Consider the following 24,208-nt stretch of genomic DNA (forward strand, 5'->3'; position numbering starts at 1 on the left):
TACTAGACAGAAAACTGATAGAATTAAAGAAAAACTTGTTTTGACAAAATTCGCAGACTAAGACTAAAAGCGAATGAAGTCTAGTAACTAAGCGACGGAAAAGGTGATTTGTTAATGGGTGGAAAAGTATTGATTGTCGAAGATGAAGAAAGTATCGCTCGCGTCTTACAGCTGGAACTTGAATTTGAAGGATACGAAGTGTCGACGTGTCATACCGGAACGGACGGTCTGATTATGTATCGTGAACAAGAATGGGACCTGGTTCTGCTGGACCTCATGTTGCCAGGTCTTAATGGTCTGGATGTACTGCGACGCATTCGCGCCGATGAAACGAGGACCCCGGTTATCTTGTTGACGGCGAAAAGTGATATGGAAGACAAAGTGACGGGACTTGACTTAGGAGCCAATGATTATGTCACGAAACCCTTTGAAATTGAAGAATTGCTCGCAAGAATTCGTTCAGCTTTAAGGTTCTCTGCCAAAGAGGTACCTGAAGAAGCGGATGTTCATTTACATGAGTTTAATGGCATTTCCATTCATGACCAAACACGGGAAGTCCGCTGCGATGGAAGCCTCATTGAACTGACCCCGCGAGAGTATGACTTGTTATTCCATTTGCTGAAGCATCCGAATCAGGTGCTGACGAGGGAACAATTACTCGATGCAGTGTGGGGATATGATTATTACGGAGATACGAATGTTGTCGATGTCTACATACGATATGTTAGAAAGAAGATTGACCCCGAATGTGGTCCGTCGTACATCCATACTTTGCGGGGAGTTGGATATGCACTAAAGGACTCGCGTCATGAAGCTTAAAAATAAAATCCACTCCCTTTCTACTTTGATGATGCTGATTTTACTGATTCTTAGTAATTTAGGAATTTACTTCACGTTCGATCGGACTCAACATAAAACCGAATACAGTCAACTGCTGGGGAGTGCGAAGGAATTAACGGTGGCGCTCAGCAAAATGACGGACGAAGAAGAAGCTGAAATTATTTTACGTGCGTATGTACCTCCGAATGGGGCTCTCCGAATTGTTGGGAAGAACGGCAACGAAGTTTTGTCAGTACAGTCAATGGAAGGGTTAGACCGAAATTTCCCAGTTCCGGACAAGAGCGAGCAATATACATTAGTTCCTTATAATGGGTATGAAGCCCTTTCGATTGCCATCCCTACAATCTGGCCAACTGGAGAAGTGGTCCAGCTTGAGGTCACTCAAGTACTGACGGATTTAAAAGCGAATTTGAGATTGTTGAAGATGGTTATGATTGGCATAACGTTGTTTGCCATGATCCCAATCATTATTTCAAGCATCACACTTGGAAGAATCGTTACACAGCCAATTGAGAAACTCATCCAGGCGATGACGGATAGTCGACGCTCAGGAACATTTCAGCAAATTGTTGTTCCAGAAAAAGGGAAAGACGAATTGACACAAATGGGTCAGACGTTTAATGAACTGATGGTTCAGCTGGAACAAAACTATCGCAAGCAGGAAAAATTTGTGTCAGACGCCTCTCACGAGTTAAAAACGCCAATTACAGTCATAGACAGTTATGCGAGGCTACTCGAACGTCGCGGAATGGACAAGCCGGAAATTGCCCTAGAAGCACTGGCAGCGATTCGTAATGAAACAAAACGGATGACTGAAATGATTGAGCAAATGTTGGACCTTGCCCGCAACAACGAACCAGCTTCCTACATATTTGAAGAGACAGATATTCGTGTAATTGTAGATGATGCCGCCCAAATGATTACGAGCGCCTATGGCAGAGCCGTTCAGATTAAAGGGTTGGACCAACTGATTTTATCAACAGATGGGACTCATTTAAAACAGCTTTTAATTATCTTGCTCGACAATGCAAGGAAATATAGTGATCGTGAAATCGATGTTGAGATGGAAGAGCGAAATGAATATGTACGGATTAGTATCCAGGATTACGGAAAAGGGATTCCTGAAAAAGATATCCCATACTTATTTGACCGTTTTTATCGGGTGGATGAAGACCGTAACCGAAAAACGGGGGGAACAGGCTTAGGACTTGCAATTGCAAACGAAATCGCGATTGGTCTAGGGGCGAAGCTCGACATTGAGAGTAAGGAAGATGAAGGGACGAAAATAACAATTTGGCTATTGAACGCATCAGTTTCTCAGTGAATTTTAATGTCTACCTGGTACTCTAAAGGAGAGGTGAACCGATATGAAAAAGAGCAGGAAGTTTTTGCTGCCATTCAGTCTCGTGCTACTCCTGGTGGTTGCAGGTATGTTTTATATGAAAAGCATTGTTTCTCACGCGGATACTATTCCGTCCGATTCGATCAAGAACCAATTGGAAACCATGTACAATGGCGAGGTAAACAATTTATTATTGCATGATAATATATATGGAGCCACACTCACACGGGAAGGATCTGTCTATGCGGTGCGTGTGGATGGAGAAACGGGGAAAGTTCTATCAATGGTTTTGAAGGAGCCTTCGACAGAACTGGCTTCAAAACAAAAGGAAGCTGCTGAAAAAGCTAAGAAGGACGAGTCATCGGTTGGAAAACCGGAGGAAGTTCCTTCTCAGTCAGCTCCAGAAAAGCCTAAGCCACAACCGGAGGCTCCAACTGAGGCTCCAAAACCAGCTCCGATTCAGCCGAAGCCCGAGTCCAAACCCAAACCCAAACCCAAACCGCAAGAGAAACCTCAGCCGAAGCCACCTGTAAATAAGCCAGCACCACAGAAAACGGTTTTACTTACAGAACAACAAGCCATTCAAATTGCATTGCGTCAATTGAATGGTGAAGTGGATGACGTCGATTTTGTCAAAACGTCAGAAGGAGGCTATTATCTCGTCGAAATTGAAATTGACGTAGATGATGGCCCTGATGAAGCTACCTACCAAATTCATGCGATTTCTGGCAAGATTATGTCCGTCACGTGGGACGACTGATTTTTTAATGGATATTGGATGAAAACCTACCGATCAGCCTGTGCTGATCGTTTTTTTATTGTAAACAATTATGATTAATGAGCACACTCCAGGGTTTATGATCACATTTCGAGATTAATGAGCGCAATCCAAGGGTTATGATCACATTTCGAGATTTATGAGCACACCCCAGGTTTTATGATCACATTTCAAGATTTATGAGCGCAATCCAGGTTTTATGATCACATTTCGAGATTTATGAGCGCAATCCAAGGGTTATGATCTCATTTCGTGATTTATGAGCACATCCCAGGTTTTATGATCACATTTCGAGATTTATGAGCACATCCCCGGTTTTATGATCACATTTCGAGATTTATGAGCGCAATCCAGGTTTTATGGTCACATTTCGAGATTTATGAGCGCAATCCAAGGGTTATGATCACATTTCGAGATTTATGAGCACATCCCCGGTTTTATGATCACATTTCGAGATTTATGAGCGCAATCCAAGGGTTATGATCACATTTCGAGATTTATGAGCACACTCCAGGGGTTATGATCACATTTCGTGATTCATGAGCACATCCCAGGTTTATGATCACATTTCGAGATTTATGAGCGCAATCCAGGTTTTATGATCACATTTCGAGATTTATGAGCGCACCCCAGGTTTTATGATCACATTTCGTGATTTATGAGCATACCTCAGAGTTTACGATCACATTTATTCCTCTCACAGACACAGTTCTGCCAACAGATCCTCATAATTTGAGAAAAAGAGGGAAGAGACCTCAATGATTGGATACTTTATGCCGAAATAGACTAGTAGAGCTGCTTCGCACAGAATGGCGGGGCATGTGACGAAGGATTAAAATTGCGACTACATGAAAAGGACTGATTGCAATGGCTTATGAAAGCGGAATACTATTAGAGAGCGGTACAAACGAACTGGAAATTGTAGAATTTGAAGTGGCAGGGAGCCGTTATGGCATTAATGTCATTAAAGTGAAAGAAATTATAGTGCCGATGCCGATTACACCCATTCCACACTCGGATCCTGCAGTAGAAGGAATCATTCAATTGCGCGGCGAAATCTTGCCCGTGATTAGTATGGAACGCGTATTGGGAATGGGTCCGTCTGCGAACCCACAAAATGATAAGTACATCGTTTCATCTTTCAATAAACAACAAGTTGTATTCCATGTACACAACGTGACGATGATCCACCGGATTTCATGGGATGCAATTGAGAAGCCATCTGGTGCATACTCGGCAGAAACCTCTCCAGTCATTGGCGTCATTAAGCTTGGCGGCGACATGATGTTGTTACTGGACTTTGAAAAAATCGTCATGGAAATAAGCCCTGAAACAGGAATTCGCCTAGAGCAAATCAAGAAATTAGGGAAGCGGGAACGTTCTGATAAACGTTTACTCGTTGCGGAGGACTCTCCACTATTACGGAAGTTGTTGCAGACGACGTTATCAGAAGCGGGTTATGAGCAAGTAGAGTTTTTTGAAAACGGGAAAGATGCCCTCTCCTATTTGGAAAAGGTTGCAGAAACAGGAGATGTGGCGGATGCGATCCAACTCGTCATTACGGATATTGAAATGCCGCAAATGGATGGCCACCATTTCACTAGAAGGATTCGAGAACATAAAGGTCTTGCAAAACTACCGGTCATCATCTTCTCATCTTTAATCACAGATGAACTAAAGCACAAAGGAACAAGCGTAGGTGCAGACGAACAAATCAGCAAACCTGAAATTGCAGAGCTTGTCTTAAAAATTGATCAATACGTGCTTTAAAATTATTCTGTGTATATATATTTCTATTGCAATTCATGCAGTGTCGGTGGTTTACTAAACCATCGGCATTTTTCTTTTGTCTACCTTTTTAAATTTGAGGGTATAGAAGAAACAAGTTGGATTGAAGTTTAATAGAATAGAAAAAGTGGAGGTGTGGCTTGATGCTTACAGATTTTTTAAATTGGATAACTGGTTCATTCAGTAATTATTTGTGGTCGTATGTACTGATCGGCTTGTTGCTAGTACTCGGTTTTTACTTCACCGTCGGCACGAAGTTTGTTCAATTTCGTCTCTTCGGTGAAATGTTCCGATTGATAACTGAGAAGAAAGATAGTGAAGACGGGGTTTCAGCATTCCAAGCGTTTACAATCAGTGCAGCCTCTAGAGTGGGGACAGGAAATGTGACTGGTGTCGCTCTTGCCATTGGAATCGGTGGTCCGGGTGCGGTATTTTGGATGTGGATTATTGCAATCATTGGAATGGCAACGGCTTTTATCGAGAGTACGTTAGCGCAAGTTTATAAAGTGCGAGATGGTGATACGTTCCGAGGCGGACCGGCGTACTATATGCAAAAGGCTTTGGGGTTAAGAGGGTTAGGAATTGTGTTTGCTATATTACTGACACTCTGTTTTGGTTTTATATTTAACGCAGTTCAGTCCAATACAATTAGTCAGTCGTTTTCGGATGTGTTTAATGTTCCGGATTGGGCTGTAGGTATTGTTCTTGTTGTGTTAACGGCAATCATAATATTTGGCGGTGTGAAAAGGATTGTAAAAGTAACTCAAGCGATCGTGCCGGTCATGGCCACATTATATATTATTGTCGCTTTGTATATCGTTATAGTGAATATTACTGAAATTCCTGCAATGATTGCTTTGATTGTTGAGCATGCATTCGGCGTTAAGGAAATGGTAGGTGGCGGTATCGGAGTTGCAATCATGCAGGGTGTTCGTCGAGGTTTATTCTCGAACGAAGCAGGTATGGGTAGTGTGCCAAACGCTGCTGCAACGGCAAACGTAACGCATCCTGCGAAACAGGGACTCGTTCAGAGTCTTGGAGTGTTCTTCGATACGATTATTATTTGTTCAGCGACAGCATTCATTATTCTACTTGCTGGTCTTTATGATAAAGGCGAAACAGATGGAATCCTGTTAACACAAGCTTCCATGGCGGAGCACGTGGGTTCTTGGGCTCCTTATTTCGTAGCGATTGCAATTTTATTTTTTGCTTTCAGTTCAATAATCGGAAACTACTATTATGGAGAAACAAATATTGAATTCATCAATGCGAACAAAGTTTGGATGACGGTGTATCGTCTCGCAGTACTTGGCATGGTCATGTTCGGCGCAATGGCGAAGGTACAGACTGTATGGGACCTTGCGGACGTCTTCATGGGTCTGATGGCTGTGCTGAACCTCATTGTTATCGCGTTCTTGAGTCGAGTCGCCTTTAAAGTCTTGGATGACTTCACCATCCAGCGTCGAAAAGGGTTGAATCCTAAGTTCCAAGCAAAATCGATTCCAGGTCTAAAGGGAACTGAATGCTGGGGCGAAGAGCAGCCAAAGTAATTTTAACTTATGAATAGACAAAAAGAGTCACTGGATGGTTCAATAGTCCAGTGACTTTTTTGTGTCTTTTAGTCTAAAATGCACACCTTATCTATATCTTCAGGTATACTACTTAAATGTTAAAGTATAGAAGGGGTGTATGTAATGAAAAAGTCCAAAAGTATCGTCTTTAAACTCTCCTCACTCATAATAGGGGTGTTTTTCCTGTTATTTGCGATTTATGCATTAGGAACTATGATTTATACACATGGCATAACCGTAAATGATGCTGAGGAAATTGCGACAACGGAAACAGAGCGAGTTGCACTGAAGTTAAGTGAGCAATTTAAACAAACTGATGAATCACTTAGTACAACTAAACGAGTATTGGAAACGATGAATTCGAATTCGAAATTGGCCGCGACTGATGTTCTATCAGTCCTCCAGGCGAACCTAGAGGGAAATCCGAATGCAGTTAGTATGAGTGCTGTATTTGAAAAAGGTATTCTTTCTATCGATGGGTTATCGGAGTCTAACCAGAAACTCATAGATTCAGAAGGTAGATTCGTTCCTTATTTGTTGAAAACCAAAGATGGAATTCAGATAAACTCTGCAATTGGTTATGAGGAGTCGGGTGGAGGAGACTGGTATTTAAATCCAAAGGCTGATAAGAAATCATATTTCCAAGAACCGATATCATATGAGGTAGACGGGAAAAATGTGAATTTCACTTCATTATCGGTGCCATTAGTATCGAAAAATGGGGATTTCACAGGTGTTATTAGTACGAATATGTCCTTAGAATTTCTAGGGGAGTTAACAAAAGAAATCGCACCTGAAGGCGGGTATGCTTCAGTCATATCTGATGATGGAGTTCTTATACAAAACAGTCTGAAAGAACAGATGAACAATTCGAATATGAAGGATGCCATCGATTGGCAGCCTGTGAAAGACAAATTAACGGAAGGAAAAACAGACTCACTATATGTGGATTCAAAAACGTATGATGAAAAAGCATTCAATGTCTTTGCTCCGATTTCATTGAATGGACTTGATCAGACATGGTCCGTCCAAACAGTATTACCACGAACAGTAATCGTTGCTCCTTTTGCACGTATTGTAGTCTTTACGTTAATTGCATCTGCAGTTATGGTGGTATTAATGGGTCTCGTTACAGCATTTTTCGTATACCGCCACATAAACCCACTGACACGCATTCAGAAATCGATGGAGATGGCGGCTTCAGGAGATTTGACGGAACAAGTAGATGTGAGGAAGTTGAAGCAAGACGAAATTGGTTCTGTTGCCACTTCATACAACCATATGCTTAGCCAAACCAATGAAGCCCTAGTGGAAGTGCTGTCTGCTTCTTCACGTCTTACGGAGTCATCTTCACAGGTAAACCATGCGTTTGAAGAAATCGTTGCATCCAGCCAAGAGGTCTCTGTTGCGACCGAAGAGATTGCTCAAGGGGCATCTAAGCAATCAGAAGACACGGAAGAGACGAGCCATCGGATGGGCGACCTCGCAAATCAGATTACTGCGATTTCCACACTATCTGAAAACATGGATGACTTATCACGTCAAACAGTAGAGTCTACGCAAAACGGACTTGCAGAAGTCGATCGGTTGCGAGAACAAAATGAGTTGGCGAATCGTATGAACGAACAAGTGGAACAGCAAATGACAGCCTTAACGGAAAAAATTTCAGGCATTAACCATGTGATTACATCCATACAGGATATTACGGCTCAAACGAACTTGCTTGCGCTTAACGCGAGTATTGAAGCAGCACGTGCAGGCGAGCACGGAAAAGGTTTTGCCGTAGTTGCTGAAGAAGTACGTAAGCTTGCGGAGCAATCGAGCAGCGAAACAGGAACAATCCAACAGACCGTACAAGAAATTCTGGATCAGTCGAAAGCTACAGTTGACGTGATTGCTCAAAATACGAATTCAATGAAGACTCAGAGCGAATCTGTTGCGAGTACAGAAAAGTCATTTGCACTCAATGCACAACTAACTGATGAAATGAACAAATCAATCGCGGAGCTCTCGGCGAATTTATCGGAAATGATTTCACATAAAGATCAGGCTGTACTTGCAATTCAAAGTGTATCTGCAGTTTCAGAAGAAACAGCTGCATCTGCAGAACAGGTGAGTGCTTCTTCAATTGCCCAGCAACAAGAACTTGAACGTGTTGCAGGTTCTGTGCAACAAATGTCACGCATTGCGAGTGAACTTCAAGAAGTTGTCAAACGGTTTGAATTAGCGAAACAAGATTAAGTATATTTGGTAGTCAACAAGTAAAACAGAGGTTGAGATTGCAAAATTTCTCCTCTGTTTTAAATTTGTCATGCATGAAAATGCATCTATCTGATAAGCGGAATAGGAAGAAAAGAGCAAGGATTTTGTTTCTAATAATTTGGAGCGGTGCGAGTTACTGTCCTAACTCAATGTGTGATAAACTAGTCTTTCGAGAGAAAATCCCGGGTGCAAAACACATATAGGCGACAAAGGGAAATTAACGTCACTTTTTGCCTATTTACTGTTTGGACACAAGATGTTAGGGTAGATATTGAATATAAACACTATATATAGTGCTGATGCCGAAATGCCGTCATAAAGGCTTTCGCAGGAAACGCCTTTGAATCGCGTTTTCTCAGCTCTTTTTTAATTGCTAAAATATGAGAGAAATTGGAAGGAGACAGTCGATATGACATTAACCCGTGAAACGAATGATACAACACGCATGATTGAAACTTTGCAGGAGGAATTTGGTGCAGAACGAATCGCTCCACTTACAGAAGCGAGTGAAAAATGGCTAGCAAAACATCCAGGAGGACCGCTCTCTGAGTGGACAAATGCAATGGTTCTTGAAACGTTGAGTCTGATTGACGAAGCATCTAGCTATTGGACGTTCGTTGCAGCACGTTTATACTTGCAAAAATTGTATGCAGACCAGCAGCAACTTCGCGGGAAAGCTGTTTATTCGAACTTTGCGGGTCATGTCGTGTCTCTAGTTAAACAAGGTCTTTATACGGAAGACTTGGCGAAAAACTATACAACCGACGAATTGACAGCAATCGGGGCTCTGATTCAACCAGAACGGGACAAGCTGTTTACGTACATCGGCTTGAAAACACTGATGGACCGTTACGCAGCTGTCAACTACTCAAAAGTTCCTGTTGAGTTGCCACAAGAGCGTTGGCTCGTAATTGCAATGACGCTTATGCAACGCGAAACAGAGGATCGTATTGGGAAAATTGCTGAAGCGTATTGGGCGATGAGCAACTTGTACATGACAGTTGCAACACCGACGCTTTCAAATGCAGGAAAACCACACGGTCAGCTTTCCAGTTGTTTCATTGACACAGTTGATGATTCATTGACTGGAATTTACAACAGCAACACAGATATCGCAAACTTGTCGAAATACGGTGGCGGTATTGGCGTCTATATGGGGAAAGTCCGCTCACGTGGATCATCTATCCGTGGTTTCAAAGGTGCTTCCAGCGGAGTCCTCCCGTGGATCAAGCAATTGAATAACACGGCGGTTAGCGTAGATCAGCTTGGACAACGCCAGGGCGCAGTAGCGGTCTATCTGGACGTTTGGCATAAAGATATTTTCACATTCCTGGATCTTAAATTGAACAACGGTGACGAGCGTCTTCGTGCACATGATATTTTCACGGGCGTATGTTTGCCGGATCTATTCATGGAAGCTGTCGATGCTCGCGCAGATTGGCACTTGTTTGACCCACACGAAGTTCGTACGGTAATGGGGTATTCACTAGAAGACTCTTACGATGAAACGAAGGGTGCCGGAACATTCCGAGAGCGATATGAAGCGTGTGTAAATCATCCTGAAATTTCAAGAGATACCGTCCCCGCGATCGAAATCATGAAACGTATCATGCGTAGCCAGCTTGAAACGGGTACACCATATATGTTCTACCGTGATGAAGTAAACCGAGCAAACCCAAATAAGCACGCAGGTATCGTGTATTCAAGTAACTTGTGTTCAGAAATTATGCAAAACATGAGTGCCACTGAATTTGAGTCCGTCACATTGGAAGATGATATTGTTGTGACTCGTTCGAAACCAGGCGACTTCGTCGTTTGTAACTTGTCTTCCGTCAACTTAGGTAAAGCAGTTCCGGCAGGTGTATTAGAGCGCTTGATCCCAATTCAAGTTCGTATGCTCGACAACGTAATCGATTTGAATAAGATTCCGGTTGTCCAAGCGCAGCGCACAAACAGCCGATACCGTGGAATTGGACTCGGAACTTTCGGATGGCATCATCTTCTTGCTCTTGAAGGAATTCAGTGGGAGTCAGACGAAGCGGTTGAATTCGCAGATCGTCTGTATGAACAAATTGCATATTTGACGATTCGTTCTTCTATGGAAATTGCTGGCGAAAAGGGAGCGTATCCATTGTTCGAAGGATCTGATTGGGAAACAGGAGCGTATTTCGACAAACGCTCATATGTTTCAGACGAGTGGAACGAGCTACGTAAAAATGTTGCGGAAACCGGAATTCGTAATGGTTATTTGATGGCAGTTGCACCGAATAGTTCAACATCCGTCATTGCGGGTTCTACAGCATCGATCGATCCAGTGTTCAAACCGTTCTACCACGAAGAGAAGAAAGACTATAAATTGCCGGTCATTGCACCGGACTTGGATCATAATACGTATGATGTCTACCGTCGTTCAGCATATATTGTCGATCAGCGGTGGTCGATTAAGCAAAACGCTGCGCGCCAGCGTCATATTGACCAATCCATTTCATTTAACTTCTATGTACCGAATAATATCCGTGCTTCTGTTCTGCTTAACCTGCACCTACAAGCTTGGAAATCAGGAATGAAAACAACGTATTATACACGCTCAACAGCTTCAGAAATCGAGGAGTGCGAATGGTGTCATTCTTAATTGCCTATGCTTCTTGGAGCGGCAATACTGCGGAAACTGCGGAATTAATAGAAAAGACATTAGTGGCTAGCGGTGCATCAGTTCAGATGCATCGCATTGGCATAGGTCCAGTACCAGATTATCGAGATTTTGACGCGATGATTGTCGGATCGTTTACATGGGACCAAGGCTCAACGCCTGATGAAGTGAAAGATTTCGTACTGGATGTCGGCGTAAAACCGGATCACGTGTATGTATTTGGAACGGGTGATACACAATTCGGTGGCGATGATCTATTTTGCAATGCAGCCGTGAAATTGGCCCGTTTTTATAACTCGGCGCTTGAACCGCTGAAAATTGAACAAAGCCCGCGTGGTGCGCAAGAAATTCGCGTGGTAGACTGGGCAGAGGGAGTGCTAGACCATTGGAGACACTTACACGAGTTAACGTACTAAATCCAGCAAATCCAAACAAAGCAACAGCAATATTCGGTGGGGAAGCGAGTGGTATCCTGAACTGGAACAACTTAGCACACCCGCATTTCTATACATTACGTCAAAGAATCCGATCGTTATTCTGGACGGCAAACGAAGTGGATATGACACAAGACGTAAAGCAGTTCGCGAATCTTTCAAAAGCGGAACAAGACGCATTTTTAAAAATTATCGGTTTGCTAGCAACATTGGATGGTCCGCAAACGGTTATTGCAATGAAGATTGCAGACTTTGCGACGGATCCATCTGTTAAGTCAATTATGGCAACAATCGCCGACCAAGAAAGCGAACACAACCATAGCTATGCCTATGTACTTTCTTCGGTGACAACGTATGACAAGCAAGTGGAATCGTTTGAAATGGGACGGTCAGACGAAGTATTAATGAAGAGAAATGAACGCATCGTTGAAATCTACAACGAATTTGCGACGAATCCGACAATTGAAACAGTATTGAAAGCCATGGTCTATACGACATTGCTAGAAGGCCTGTTTTTCTATAGTGGTTTTGCATTCTTCTATAATATGGCGCGCCATCAAAAAATGGTGGGTACGTCAACGATGATTTCGTACATCAACCGTGACGAATTACAACACGGAAAAGCAATCAGTGATATTTTCCGAGCAGCACTTGCTGAGAATCCTGAGTACAACACAGAGGAATTCACGGAATGGATCTATGACCAGTTCCGTCATTCTGTGGAGCAAGAAACAATTTGGAGCCGCTACGTGCTCGCTGATATCGATGGCATCGATTTGGATGAAATGGACGGCTATGTCAAATACCGTGCCAACAAAATGCTTCGTATGCTCGGACTCAGCGAAATCTATCCGGAATTCATCGACAATCCCATGAAGTGGATCCGTGCCTATACGGATAATTTCGATGGAACGAAAACAGACTTCTTCGAACAAACTTCCCGTCAATACGTGAAAACGAGTGATTTGAACGGATTCGACGATCTATAAATACCAGAAAAGCCAAGTGTTCAGCAGATTGCTGATCGCTTGGCTTTTTTATCGAGCAAATACAAGGCGATAAATCGAAAATCCCTAAATGACTCCAAGTCATCTCTCAAAACAATCGGAATGTAGCCAAGTAGTGATTTACTCAAGTAGCTATTGTATAACGTGATAATTTTGATGATTAAACTACTCTGTATGGTGGATACTCTTTTTCAAATGAAGTGGAACTGGTCTAATTTTGACGAATTAAGCTAAAAAACGTGTAGTGAATCGTTCTGTCAAGAGAGTTTCTTCTGAGCAAACCGACTTCATCCCCCCTCCATTTCCCTAACTCCACCGGAAATATGGTGAAAAACCATGGTGAGAAATAGGACTTACCCTCATATATATCCAAGGAATTCATCGATATACTCAAATTAAGGCACAAACCAGTGCTGTAAAAAGTAATGGGAATTAGGGATGGACTGGACATAAAACTAATTATGACAATACTCTCCTAATAAGGACCGGTGCTGTATTCCCGAGAATAGAATCATCTAAACTGATACTTTATATCAATATTCCTGATGAGAAAAAAGAACTGAATTCAGTAATAGGGAAAACCCTAATAGGAAATTGTCAGAATACATTGTAGGATAAAGATATAGGAAAATTCTAGAATGCATTATCACTGCACATCCTGTTAGTCATTTGGAAGGGAGCATGAAATTCAATGAAGAAAACGAAATTCAATTTGAATTATTTCAAACCGGTTGAAAAGTATTCCGGCAATTGGTCTGCGCTTGAAGAAAAGAATCGTGATTGGGAAAACATGTACCGTCAACGCTGGTCCCACGACAAAGTAGTCCGGACAACACATGGAGTGAACTGCACAGGTTCATGTAGCTGGAAAGTGTTCGTCAAGAACGGAATCATAACTTGGGAAAACCAACAGATTGACTACCCTTCCTGTGGCCCTGACATGCCAGAATTTGAACCGCGTGGCTGCCCCCGTGGAGCTTCTTTCTCTTGGTATGAATATAGCCCGCTCCGTATTAAATACCCTTACATCAGAGGGAAGTTGTGGCGCATGTGGGGACAGGCCCTGACAGAACACAAAGACCCTGTCAAAGCATGGGCTAGTATTGTAGAAGATCCAGAGAAATCGACAGACTATAAACAAGCTCGCGGTAAAGGGGGGCACGTCCGTATTCATTGGCGTGATGCAACCATGCTCATCTCCGCACAACTTATCTATACGATTCAAAAGTACGGTCCTGACCGAATTGCAGGTTTTACACCAATTCCAGCGATGTCGATGGTCAGTTATGCATCTGGTGCGCGCTTCATCTCTCTTATTGGTGGGGAAATGCTCAGTTTCTACGATTGGTATGCGGATCTGCCGCCTTCTTCACCGCAAATTTGGGGTGAACAGACAGATGTACCAGAGTCGAGTGACTGGTTCAACGCAGGATACATCATCATGTGGGGATCGAACGTTCCGTTAACACGTACACCAGATGCTCACTTCATGACGGAAGTCCGTTACAAAGGAACAAAAGTCGTGTCGGTCGCACCAGACTATGCAGAAAGCGTTACACATGCAGATGACTGGATTGCAGCGAATCCAGGAACGGATGCAGCTGTTGCTCAAGCGATGACACATGTCATTCTTGATGAGTTTTACGAGCAGCGCAAAGAGCCGATGTTCTTGAACTATGCAAAACAATATACCGATATGCCGTTTCTCGTCTTTTTGGATGAACACGAAGGGGCGTATAAAGCAGGTCGATTCTTACGAGCGAGTGATATCGGTCAAGAATCACAGCATTCAGAGTGGAAACCAGTTATTCTCGATAAAAGCGTCAATGAAATCATTGTTCCAAACGGGACAATGGGGCAGCGTTGGGAAGACGAAGTTAAATGGAACTTGCTCCTCGATAAAGAAGATGGAACTCGCGTAGAACCCGCACTGTCTATTGCGGACGCAGATGCAGAGTGGAAAGAAATTCACTTCCCATTTTTCGATAATTTATCAAACGGAGTCTTCACACGTCCGATTCCAACGAAGGTACTTACGATGGCTGATGGGACAACAAGACGCGTCGCAACCGTTTATGATATCATGCTCAGTCAATATGGTGTGAACCGGATCGGCAGCGAATTGGAAGCGAACGATTACTTCGACAAATCTTCCATCTATACACCGGCTTGGCAAGAAAAAATTACGAGTGTGAAACCGGAGCTTATCATCCAAATCGCTCGGGAGTTTGCACAGAATGCACTGGATACTGGCGGTCGCTCAATGATTATTATGGGAGCTGGTATCAACCACTGGTTTAACAGTGATACGATTTACCGCGCAATCTTAAATTTAGTGACACTTACTGCTTCACAAGGTGTGAACGGTGGAGGTTGGGCTCACTACGTTGGACAAGAGAAATGTCGTCCAATTGAAGGGTGGAGCACAATCGCCTTTGCAAGAGATTGGCAAGCGCCACCGAGATTACAAAACGCAACGTCTTTCTTCTACTTCTCGACAGACCAATGGAAATATGAAGAAGCGGGAACTCAATCCCTTATGTCTCCGCTTGGTGGAGATGCTAGATATGAGCACCCTGCTGATTATAACGTACTTGCGGCGCGGCTTGGCTGGCTTCCTTCCTATCCACAATTTAATCGTAACAGTCTGCAGCTGACGGAAGAAGCCGCGAAAGAAGGTAAAACAACAACACCTGAAATTGTAGAGTATGTGAAAGAACAACTGACTTCCGGAAAGATGAAATTTGCAGTGGAAGATCCGGATTCACCTGAAAACTTCCCGAGAAGCCTATTCGTATGGCGCTCCAATCTAGTTTCTAGTTCAGCGAAAGGTCAAGAATACTTCATGAAGCATTTATTCGGAGCTTCTGATGGATTACTAGCGAAACCGAACGAACGTATGAAACCTGAAGAAATCGTCTGGCGCGAAGAAGTTGAAGGCAAGCTCGACTTACTCGTTGCACTCGATTTTCGTATGACGACAACACCACTATATGCAGATATTGTACTTCCTGCAGCAACTTGGTATGAAAAGGTCGACTTGTCTTCAACAGATATGCATCCATTCGTACACCCGTTCAATCCGGCAGTTGACCCACTTTGGGAATCCCGTTCAGACTGGGATATTTATCGATCCATTGCAGAAACGTTCTCAGAAATGGCGAAAACTCATTTACCGGGTGTCTACAAAGACCTTGTTACTTCGCCACTTGCCCACGACTCCATTCAAGAGATTGCCCAGCCACATGGGGATGTAAAAGATTGGAAGAAAGGTGAAGTTGAAGCGATACCTGGGAAGACGATGCCAGGCATGACGATTGTGGAGCGCGACTATACGAAAGTCTTTGATAAATACATCACACTTGGTCCGCTTCTATCGACAGGAAAAGTCGGGGCGCACGGTGTCAGTTTCTCAGTTGCTGAAGAATACGAAATGATGAAAGCCATTAATGGAGTCTATGAAGACGACACCATCAAAGATGGCTTGCCGAAATTGCATACAGCAAAGCACGCGGCTGAAGCGATGTTAACTCTTTCATCCGCAACAAATGGACGCGTTTCTCAAAAAGCCTTTGTTTCAGCAGAACAAGACACAGGGGTCGAACTGAAAGATATTTCAGCAGACCGTGCAGCAGAGCGATTCACGTTTGCGAGCATCACAGCACAGCCTCGTGAGGTCATTCCGACACCAGTGTTTAGTGGATCCAACAAGCTTGGACGTAGATACTCGCCCTTTACAACGAATATTGAGAGGATGGTACCGTTCCGCACACTCACTGGACGTCAGCATTTCTACTTGGATCACGAACTATTCTTAGACTTCGGGGAAGCGTTACCGGTATATAAACCAACGCTACCACCGCTCGTACTTGGACCGCATGATCGTCCGGTTGCGGGAACAGAAGATTCACTAGTGTTGCGTTACTTGACGCCACATGGCAAGTGGAACATCCACTCGACGTACCAAGACAACCAGCATATGTTGACGTTGTTCCGTGGAGGACCGACTGTATGGATATCCGACATAGATGCGATCGCACATGATATAGACGACAATGCATGGCTTGAAGTGTACAACCGGAATGGTGTCGTCACAGCGCGAGCGGTTGTCAGTCACCGGATCCCTAAAGGCACAATGTTCATGTATCACGCACAAGACAAACACATTCAAGTTCCTGGTTCAGAGATTACGGAAGAACGCGGAGGCAGTCACAATGCACCAACTCGAATCCATATGAAGCCGACTCAAATGGTAGGCGGTTACGCACAACTCAGTTATGGATTTAACTATTATGGACCGATTGGAAACCAGCGTGACGAATACGTAGCAGTCCGTAAAATGAAGGAGGTCAATTGGCTTGAAGATTAAAGCGCAAATCGCAATGGTGATGAACCTGGACAAATGCATCGGCTGCCATACGTGCAGTGTGACATGCAAAACGACATGGACGAACCGCGAAGGTGCTGAATACATGTGGTTCAACAACGTGGAAACGAAACCTGGCATCGGCTACCCGAAACGCTGGGAGGACCAGGAAATCTATAAAGGCGGATGGAACTTGCGAAACGGTAAGTTGGAACTCAAGTCCGGCTCCAAGCTGTCCAAGATCGCTCTTGGGAAGATTTTCTACAATCCGGATATGCCTGAGATGAAAGACTACTACGAGCCGTGGACATATGACTATGAAAAACTGACGACTGCTCCGGAGAGTAAGCATACGCCGGTTGCACGTGCAAAATCCGTTGTAACAGGCGATTATATGGATCTTGAATGGGGACCCAACTGGGAAGACCAACTAGCAGGTGGCCACATTACTGGACCGACTGACCCGAATATCCAAAAAATCGAAGAAGAGATTAAGTTCAACTTTGAGCAAGCGTTCATGATGTACTTGCCTAGATTATGTGAGCACTGCTTGAATCCAAGTTGTGTCGCATCTTGTCCTTCAGGCGCTATGTACAAACGGGATGAAGACGGAATCGTACTCGTTGACCAAGAGGCATGCAGAGGATGGCGCTATTGTATGACGGGCTGTCCGTATAAGAAAGTGTACTTTAACTGGAAAACAAACAAGGCCGAGAAATGTACATTCTGTTTCCCTAGGATCGAATCTGGATTGCCGACCGTATGTTCTGAGACGTGCACAGGAAGAATTCGTTATCTAGGTGTATTGCTGTATGATGCAGACCGTGTTCTAGAAGCTGCAGCAACTCCAGATCCAAAAGACTTGTACAAAGCCCAATGTGATTTATTTCTGGATCCGAATGACCCTGAAGTCATAGAGCAAGCACGAAAAGATGGAATTTCAGAAGACTGGATTTCCGCAGCACAAAATTCACCAGTGTATAAGCTTGCGATCGAATACAAGCTGGCATTCCCGTTACACCCTGAATACAGGACATTGCCAATGGTTTGGTACGTACCACCACTAAGCCCGATTATGAACTACTTTGAAGGGAAAGATTCTATCCAGAATCCGGATATGATCTTCCCGGCTATTGAAGAGATGCGGATTCCAATTCAATACTTAGCGAATATGCTGACAGCTGGAGATACGGAAACGGTGAAAGGGTCCTTGCAACGAATGGCGATGATGCGATCATTCATGCGTGCGCAATCTTCCGGTAAAGACTTTGATGAATCCAAACTGGAACGCGTCGGATTGACGGCATCTTCAACAAAGAAGATGTACCGCCTCCTTGCTATTGCAAAATACGAAGATCGATTCGTTATTCCAACTTCCCACAAAGAAGGACAGATGAACGTATACCGATCACAAGGTTCAGCTGGATACACAGATATGGGGACGTACGGGGAAGCTGCACAATCGGACAACTATAGCTATTCCGTAATGGGATCAAACGGGAGTTGTGACGGATGTGGACCTGCATCACCAAGTGCTCCTGTAAAGACAGGTAAGGAAATTTACGAAGAGAACTTCTATGGGGGGATCTGGCGTGATTGACTTAGACCTTCTCTACGAAAAGAAACAGATCTTCGGATTCTTTGCGAAACAATTTTCATATCCCGACAAAATGACGTTTCATCCGAGTGTGTTGGAAGGGTCATTGAACCCTTCCGATCCTTCCTATAAAGATGTCAAAGAGTATTGGGATAAGATGCATACTTACAGTCTCGATGAAATCCAAGAAATGTACACGTACACGCTAGACTTTCAAAAAGATGCCACGTTATTCATGACCTACGTGAAATATGGTGATTCCAGAGAGCGTGGTCAAACTTTGGCGCGTCTCAAAGTGTTGTACGAAATGTTGGGTCTTGTCATGCCGGATAGTGAACTTTCGGATTCGTTGCCACTCATGTGTGAATTCATCTACGCCGCTGAATGGAAAGGAGATCCACGTGCGCAACAAAGTTTCTCCATGTTGTTAGCTGTCCTTGAAGATGGTTCTTATCATTTGATGAAAGCATTAGAAAAATACGAAAGCCCGTATCATTCGCTAGTGAAAGGGATGAGAGAAGAATTCAAAGCATGTATCCGCCGGGAGGTTCCAGCCAATGACTAGTCAATTTCTATGGGTGATTTTCCCCTACCTTTGTATTGCAGTATTCATAGTCGGACATATCTTTCGCTATAGACACGATCAGTTTGGCTGGACGGCGAAGTCCAGTGAATTCATCGAAAAAAGGCAATTGATGATTGGGAGTTTGCTATTCCATATTGGGATCTTCCCTGTCATTCTGGGACACGTCGCGGGTCTAGGAATTCCAATGGAGTGGACGCGTGCAATGGGCGTCAGTGATCATATGTATCACATCGGTGCAGTATGGGGTGGCGGATTTTTCGGAGTCGTGACTCTTGTTGGAATGATTATTCTGACAAGTAGACGGTTTACAAATAGTAACGTCCGTCATTTGTCATCCGCTTCAGATTTGATTGTGAATTCGTTCTTGCTGTTTATTGTATTTATTGGTGTGTACAGTTCACTGATTACAAATACTACGACACCGGGGTTCGATTACCGTGCGACGATCTCAATCTGGTTCAGATCCTTGCTCATTTTACAGCCTCAAGCTGAGTACATGGCATCCGTTCCTATTGCATTCAAGCTGCACGTCCTCACAGGTTTTCTTATTTTTGCAATGTGGCCATTCACGCGGCTCGTTCACGTGTGGAGTGTGCCGTTGAATTATGTAGGTAGAAGTTATATCCTTTACAGGAAGGATAAGAGAAACTGATGAAGAGAGAGGGGTAGTGAGCACTTTCTCAAGTTAGAGGGAGGATGTCTCATGGAAGGCCAGTCAGCATTTAATTACCAGGAGCAAGTTGAAGAGATTCGCCTTGCAATGGCGTGTGATTTCGTAGCGTTGGCACTTGTACAACCCGAGGAGCGGCACTTTCAAATTCGTTGGGAGTACGCATCAGGGAATTTGAGTCAACGTTTTCGACGCATTGTTCTCCATTCTGGAAAAGGCGTTGCGGGGATTGTATTCAAGACAGGTAAACCCATGTATGTACCCGATGCTCAGAAATATTATAAAAAAGAAGATTTGTATAACTATCCAATTCTCATAGCAGAAGAGCTTGAAAGTTTCGCAGCGATTCCTTTGTTTAAGTACAACCGTGTGAAGGGGATCTTGCTAGCGGGGTGTCGCAAGAAGAATTGTATGTCCTTTGAGAAGTTTGAGTTACTGAAATCCCTAGTTGCACCGACATTCGGACCTTATTACAGTGAGGAGTTGACTGGGAATTGAATGGAATTAGTCAGAGTGGCATGAGTCATCTGTTAGAGCAGTTATATGAAAACTCCACAGAAGCGATATTTTTCTTCAGCCTTGAGGGGAGCGTACTTTCGATGAACAAAGCCGCTGAACAAATTCTCGATCCTCAAGTCACTCAACTTATGCAATCTGGAAGTACAGATGCAATCTGTATGGCGTGCAAAGGATTCACAAGTGATGAAGAAGAACAGACATGCATTTCTTGTTATATGTCGGATCCGAATCGAAACATCCCTTCCTTTCAAGTATTCTTGGAAACGGTTGGGCGAGGAATTGTTCCGTATACAGGAAGTATTCAAATGATCGATGCGGAACAAGGAATTCGCGTGTTCATGCTTCGGGATTTGACGGAGCAATTTAAAACATCTGAAAGCTTACATCAGAAAACACTTGTTAAACGAGTCATTAAAGCACAAGAAGACGAGCGCAAGAGAATCTCACGTGAGCTACATGACAGTGTGGCGCAAGAGATGCTGAGCTCTTTAGTAGACCTTCGTGTGTTGAAGTACATGAATGTGGAAGATGAGGTCTTAAAAAAGGTTAGACAAACAGAAGGATCACTTATGCGTCTACTTGATGATATCCGCCATTTATCGGTTCAGCTAAGACCGGCTACGTTGGATGACTTAGGGTTGGAAGCAGCATTCCGCACACACTTCAAATGGACTGAAAAAAATTATGGACTTCTTGTCCATTTCAAAAGCAATACTCACTCTCAACGATTCGAAGGGGAGATTGAAACCGTCGTCTACCGAGTTTGTCAAGAGGCTGTATTCAATGCATTGAAATATGCAGATGTTGAAGAAGTGGATGTCGAGCTATTACTGTCTCCAGATGAGTTGACCCTGACTGTTAGAGATTCAGGAGTGGGGTTTGACTCAAATGCACCAACGTACAAAGGGACAGGACTTGGATTATTTGGGATGAAAGAACGTGCGGAGTTGGTGGATGCTACTTTAACGGTTCAAACAGGCATTGGAAATGGAACGACAATAATACTCACCGTGCCTCTAAAGAAGGAGGAGACGGACATTGAAAATAATCATCGCGGATGATCATGCAGTCGTAAGAAGCGGCTTCATGCACATATTGAATTTCCAACGGGATATGGAAGTCGTAGCAACAGCCGCGGATGGCTTAGAGGCATATGATTTAGTTGCTAAGCATAAGCCGGATGTCCTATTGATGGACTTGAGCATGCCCCCTGGAGAAAGTGGTTTGATCGCCACTGGGAAAATTAACGAAGACTTCCCAGACACAAAAATTGTAATTTTAACGATGTATGACGACGAAGAATATTTGTTTCATGTATTGAAAAACGGAGCATCTGGATATGTATTGAAAAACTCACCTGATGAAGAATTATTTGCAGCGATTCGTACAGTTTATGACGGCGGTACGTACATTCAACCATCAATGGCGACTTCCCTAGTTCGAGAGTTTGTGAAGAAGGATGGAGAGCAAGTAGAAACAGATCCATTTAAAATCCTTTCTAAGCGTGAAATTGAAGTATTGCCACTAGTGGCGAAAGGATATGGCAACAAAGAAATCGCTGAAAAGCTATATATATCTGTAAAAACAGTGGAAGCACATAAAGCGAAGTTGATGGAGAAGTTAGACTTGAAGAGTAAACCAGAACTAGTTGAATATGCGCTTAAGAAGAAGTTCCTGAATTTCTAAAACTGGTTTATTGAAAACGGAGGCTTCGTCATGGAATCTAAGCGATTCAAATTCGATTTGCCTGCGTTGCAGGTGTTGGAAAACGAGCATCAGTACTTAACGTATTTAATGGATAATTGGCATCCGATTGTTCTAGGATTCGAACGGAATATTTACTCACTTGAAGAAGCTCGTGAAGCTATTGCCTCATTGCGGAAAGCGCTAATTGAGTTTATCGAACCGTTTAAGAATCATACAGAAAAGGAAGAAGACATTTTGTTTCCTGAGCTTGCGCAATACATCGGAGGAGATCAGGGTCCAGTCAAGGCAGTTGAAGAAGAGCATGAAGAGTTGGATGCCTACATCGGACATTTCTTTCACCATACGCGGGGAAGTTTGGATGACTTGTCACTGAAAGATCTTAAAGCCGTTGCAAAAGACGCAGGAGAAGCTTTTGAAGCAATTACTGTGCATTTCATCAAGGAAGAATCGATTGTATTTCCGATGGTGGAATCGATGTTGCGAATTGAGCAGCAAGATGCGTTATTCGAAAAGTTATATACACCAATTGTGTAAGTGGAACAGGAAATATCGGATCTAAAAGAGCCTTTCATTCTCTATAGAAATGGACTGATATGGATGATTAAAAAAGTGCAATTGCCGTTGCAAACGGCAAACTTAGTCGTAGGTTTCATGGTATGGGTACTTATTTCGTCGCTGCTTCCATTCATTCGTGAAGACGTTGCAATCCCAGCATCACGTGTTGCGATTGTCACTGCAGTTCCAGTCGTTCTCGGTTCGATCTTGCGCATTCCGCTTGGCTATTATGCAAACGTTTTTGGAGCAAGGATTATCTTTGCAGTGAGTTTCATCCTGTTACTATTTCCAGTGTTCTACATAAGTGCTGCATCATCATTTACTGACTTGATCATTGGCGGAACGTTCCTCGGAATCGGGGGTGCCGTATTCTCTGTTGGGGTTACTTCACTGCCGAAGTACTATCCAAAAGAAAAACATGGCTTGGTCAACGGAATCTATGGAATGGGGAACGTCGGTACAGCTGTTACAACGTTTGCAGCACCTGTCTTGGCGGTTCAGTTTGGATGGAGTGCTACTGTCAAATTCTATCTAATTCTATTGCTTGCGTTCGCGGCATTGAACTTCGTACTCGGTGATCGCAAAGAACCTAAAGTGAAGACATCGATGATCGGACAAATCAAAGGCGTCTATAAAAATGAAAAACTATGGTTCTTTTCGTTATTCTATTTCATCACATTTGGAGCGTTTGTTGCGTTTACAATCTTCTTGCCGAACTTCCTGGTCGATTACTTTGAGTTGGAAAAAGTCGATGCAGGAATGCGGACAGCAGGCTTCATCATTGTCGCTACGTTGTTCCGTCCAGTGGGCGGGTGGCTTGCTGATCGCTTCCAACCACTATTCCTATTAATGGGTGTTTTTGCAGGACTGACATTTGCTGCCGTTCTACTTGCGTTCTCACCCTCAATCTTGCTATATACGATTGGAATCATGCTCATTGCCCTAACAGCTGGTATCGGAAATGGTGTTATTTTTAAACTTGTTCCGTTTTACTTCAGTAAACAAGCGGGAACAGCGAATGGTATTGTTTCGATGATGGGTGGTCTCGGTGGATTCTTCCCGCCCTTACTCTTATCTGCGGTACATTCAATGACAGGGTCGTACTCAATTGGGTTCATGGCATTTGCCCAGTTTGCACTCGTTAGTTTAGTCCTCGTCATCTGGCTCTATTACATGGACCGTCTGTCTACCGCAAAAGAAGTATTTGACTCGACAGGTTCAGGGATTCTTGTCACAGATGCATCCGGAAAGATTTTATCGGTGAATCCTGCCTTTACCCGGTTGACAGGATATCCTTCAGATGAAGTCATTGGGAAAAACCCGAATGTCCTCAGTTCAGGCAAGCAATCCAAGGAGTTCTACACATCTATGTGGAGCGTCATTGGAAACGAAGGATCTTGGCAAGGCGAGATATGGAACAAACGGAGAGATGGTTCTGAATATCTAGAGCTGCTAACCATCAATGCCATTAAAAATAATGATGGTGACGTAACCCGATACGTTGGAACATTCAGCGATATAACCAGAGCTTAAAAC

General features: G+C 43.5%; 18 protein-coding genes. All 18 read left to right on the plus strand.

Going from position 1 to position 24,208, the window contains the following annotated elements:
* Nucleotides 1-114 precede the first annotated feature (114 nt).
* A complete protein-coding gene (locus tag M3197_RS00380; RefSeq protein ID WP_251658047.1) occupies nucleotides 115-819 on the plus strand; it encodes a response regulator transcription factor in 705 nt (234 codons plus the stop codon).
* Nucleotides 809-2,164 carry a sensor histidine kinase gene (locus tag M3197_RS00385; protein ID WP_251658048.1) on the plus strand — a complete coding sequence of 452 codons (1,356 nt, stop codon included), beginning with the start codon at nucleotides 809-811 and terminating at the stop codon, nucleotides 2,162-2,164. Before M3197_RS00380 ends, M3197_RS00385 begins: the two co-directional genes overlap by 11 nt.
* Nucleotides 2,165-2,207: 43 nt before the next feature.
* On the plus strand, nucleotides 2,208-2,942 hold the full coding sequence (locus tag M3197_RS17300) for a PepSY domain-containing protein (protein ID WP_285851001.1): 735 nt from the start codon (nucleotides 2,208-2,210) through the stop codon (nucleotides 2,940-2,942).
* An 885-nt stretch (nucleotides 2,943-3,827) separates the two neighbouring features.
* On the plus strand, nucleotides 3,828-4,730 hold the full coding sequence (locus M3197_RS00395) for a chemotaxis protein (RefSeq protein ID WP_251658049.1): 903 nt from the start codon (nucleotides 3,828-3,830) through the stop codon (nucleotides 4,728-4,730).
* 161 nt (nucleotides 4,731-4,891) lie between these two features.
* Nucleotides 4,892-6,298 (plus strand): alanine/glycine:cation symporter family protein, encoded by a 1,407-nt coding sequence (locus tag M3197_RS00400; RefSeq protein ID WP_251658050.1) that lies wholly within the window; start codon nucleotides 4,892-4,894, stop codon nucleotides 6,296-6,298.
* 144 nt (nucleotides 6,299-6,442) lie between these two features.
* Nucleotides 6,443-8,560: a methyl-accepting chemotaxis protein gene (locus M3197_RS00405; protein ID WP_251658051.1), complete on the plus strand. Its 2,118-nt coding sequence runs from the start codon at nucleotides 6,443-6,445 to the stop codon at nucleotides 8,558-8,560.
* 430 nt (nucleotides 8,561-8,990) lie between these two features.
* The gene (locus tag M3197_RS00410; protein ID WP_251658052.1) at nucleotides 8,991-11,213 is read left to right on the plus strand and encodes a ribonucleoside-diphosphate reductase subunit alpha; all 2,223 of its coding nucleotides are present in this window, start codon (nucleotides 8,991-8,993) and stop codon (nucleotides 11,211-11,213) included.
* Complete coding sequence (locus M3197_RS00415; RefSeq protein WP_251658053.1) at nucleotides 11,198-11,647, plus strand: flavodoxin; 450 nt, start codon at nucleotides 11,198-11,200, stop codon at nucleotides 11,645-11,647. Before M3197_RS00410 ends, M3197_RS00415 begins: the two co-directional genes overlap by 16 nt.
* Nucleotides 11,617-12,654 (plus strand): ribonucleotide-diphosphate reductase subunit beta, encoded by a 1,038-nt coding sequence (locus M3197_RS00420; RefSeq protein ID WP_251658054.1) that lies wholly within the window; start codon nucleotides 11,617-11,619, stop codon nucleotides 12,652-12,654. Before M3197_RS00415 ends, M3197_RS00420 begins: the two co-directional genes overlap by 31 nt.
* Before the next feature lie 709 nt (nucleotides 12,655-13,363).
* Nucleotides 13,364-17,041 (plus strand): nitrate reductase subunit alpha, encoded by a 3,678-nt coding sequence (locus M3197_RS00425; RefSeq protein ID WP_251658055.1) that lies wholly within the window; start codon nucleotides 13,364-13,366, stop codon nucleotides 17,039-17,041.
* The gene (narH, locus tag M3197_RS00430) at nucleotides 17,031-18,638 is read left to right on the plus strand and encodes a nitrate reductase subunit beta (RefSeq protein WP_251658056.1); all 1,608 of its coding nucleotides are present in this window, start codon (nucleotides 17,031-17,033) and stop codon (nucleotides 18,636-18,638) included. The genes M3197_RS00425 and narH overlap by 11 nt, the downstream gene beginning before the upstream one ends.
* Nucleotides 18,631-19,200, plus strand: a complete 570-nt coding sequence (narJ, locus tag M3197_RS00435) for a nitrate reductase molybdenum cofactor assembly chaperone (RefSeq protein WP_251658057.1) — start codon at nucleotides 18,631-18,633, stop codon at nucleotides 19,198-19,200. Before narH ends, narJ begins: the two co-directional genes overlap by 8 nt.
* A complete protein-coding gene (gene narI, locus M3197_RS00440) occupies nucleotides 19,193-19,873 on the plus strand; it encodes a respiratory nitrate reductase subunit gamma (RefSeq protein ID WP_251658058.1) in 681 nt (226 codons plus the stop codon). The genes narJ and narI overlap by 8 nt, the downstream gene beginning before the upstream one ends.
* Nucleotides 19,874-19,924: 51 nt before the next feature.
* Nucleotides 19,925-20,389, plus strand: coding sequence for a GAF domain-containing protein (locus M3197_RS00445; protein ID WP_251658059.1), 465 nt, complete (start codon nucleotides 19,925-19,927; stop codon nucleotides 20,387-20,389).
* Entirely contained in the window at nucleotides 20,386-21,471 is a 1,086-nt protein-coding gene (locus M3197_RS00450) for a sensor histidine kinase (RefSeq protein WP_432813962.1), read from the plus strand. The genes M3197_RS00445 and M3197_RS00450 overlap by 4 nt, the downstream gene beginning before the upstream one ends.
* Nucleotides 21,449-22,096: a response regulator gene (locus tag M3197_RS00455; RefSeq protein ID WP_125102618.1), complete on the plus strand. Its 648-nt coding sequence runs from the start codon at nucleotides 21,449-21,451 to the stop codon at nucleotides 22,094-22,096. The genes M3197_RS00450 and M3197_RS00455 overlap by 23 nt, the downstream gene beginning before the upstream one ends.
* Before the next feature lie 30 nt (nucleotides 22,097-22,126).
* Complete coding sequence (locus M3197_RS00460) at nucleotides 22,127-22,651, plus strand: hemerythrin domain-containing protein (protein WP_251658060.1); 525 nt, start codon at nucleotides 22,127-22,129, stop codon at nucleotides 22,649-22,651.
* Nucleotides 22,652-22,714: 63 nt separating this feature from the next.
* The gene (locus M3197_RS00465; protein WP_251658061.1) at nucleotides 22,715-24,205 is read left to right on the plus strand and encodes a nitrate/nitrite transporter; all 1,491 of its coding nucleotides are present in this window, start codon (nucleotides 22,715-22,717) and stop codon (nucleotides 24,203-24,205) included.
* Nucleotides 24,206-24,208 lie beyond the last annotated feature (3 nt).

This window comes from Sporosarcina aquimarina, assembly GCF_023715615.1.
GTDB classification, from domain to species: domain Bacteria; phylum Bacillota; class Bacilli; order Bacillales_A; family Planococcaceae; genus Sporosarcina; species Sporosarcina aquimarina_A.